This window comes from Mailhella sp., assembly GCF_057866825.1.
On record NZ_DBMAHT010000205.1, the window covers coordinates 1,019 to 2,272 of the forward strand.

Annotated in this window: 2 protein-coding genes; both read left to right on the forward strand. The window is 61.2% G+C overall.

Annotated features, from left to right (window positions below; genetic code table 11):
• The first annotated feature begins 21 nt into the window (after positions 1–21).
• Entirely contained in the window at positions 22–582 is a 561-nt protein-coding gene (gene frr, locus ACZM96_RS10715) for a ribosome recycling factor (RefSeq protein ID WP_294488697.1), read from the forward strand.
• 122 nt (positions 583–704) lie between these two features.
• Positions 705–1,254 (forward strand): polyprenyl diphosphate synthase (uppS, locus tag ACZM96_RS10720; protein ID WP_489489045.1); only part of this gene is annotated, 550 nt, incomplete at its 3' end.

Sequence of the window (1,254 nt, forward strand, 5' to 3'; positions counted from 1 at the left end):
CCATTGTAAAGGGAGAATAATATGGATATCGAGACCTTGCAGCTCGACGCCGAAGAACGCATGGAAAAGGCCCTCGTCGCGCTCGACCGCGACTTCGGCAAACTGCGCACCGGCCGCGCCACCACGAGCCTTGTGGACAACATCAAGGTTGACTACTACGGCACGCTCACGCCCATTCAGCAGCTCGCCTCTGTAGCCGTGCCCGACAGCCGCACCGTCACCATTCAGCCCTGGGACCGCAATGCCTTCTCCCCTGTGGAAAAGGCCATTCTGAAGTCCGACCTCGGCCTCACCCCCATGAACGACGGCCGCATCATCCGCATCACGGTGCCGCCGCTCACGGAAGAGCGTCGCCGCGAGCTCACCAAGGTGAGCAAGAAGTACACCGAAGACGCCAAAGTGGCGCTGCGCAACATCCGCCGCGACGTCAACGACGCCCTCAAGAAGCTCGAAAAGGATAAGGAAATCTCCGCCGACGAGCTCAAGAAGGCCATGGACGACGTGCAGAAGCTCACCGACGCCTTCGTGAAGAAGGCCGACGCCAAGGCTCAGGCCAAGGAAAAGGAAATCATGGAAATCTGACCCGACGAAGTCCGCCGACGCATTGAAAACAGGGCGTCGCGCGGACTTCGACGGGCGGAAATCCTGTGCGGAAGAGCCGGGCGGCATGGTCCGGCCCGGCTTTTCAACATCATGGATGGCGCATGGAAGATCAACTGCCGCAGCACATTGCGGTCATTATGGACGGAAACGGCCGCTGGGCGAAGGAACGCGGTCTGCCCCGCTCGCAGGGACACCTCGCCGGTGTGGACGCCGTGCGTACCCTGGTGCGCGAATGTCGGAACAGGGGCATAGGCTACGTGACCGTGTACGCCTTTTCCAAGGAAAACTGGCGGCGGCCCGAAAAGGAAGTCAGCTTTCTGTTCGAGCTGTTTCTGCGCTTCATACGCGAAGAGATGCCCGAACTCATGGCGCAGGACATCCGCCTCGACTTCATAGGCGACAAGAAGGATCTGCCCTTCGCCGTGCGTCAGGCTCTCGACTACGCGCTCAGAAAAACCGCGTCCAACCGCGGCATGGTGTTCACGCTGGCCATCAGCTATTCCGGCCGGGAAGAAATTCTTCAGGCCGCGCGCCGCGCCATTGCCGACGGGCTGCGCCCCGAAGAGCTCGACGAAGAAACGTTCCGCTCCTACCTCTACGCGCCGAACACGCCCGATCCGGATCTCGTCATACGCACCAGCGGGGAAGAGC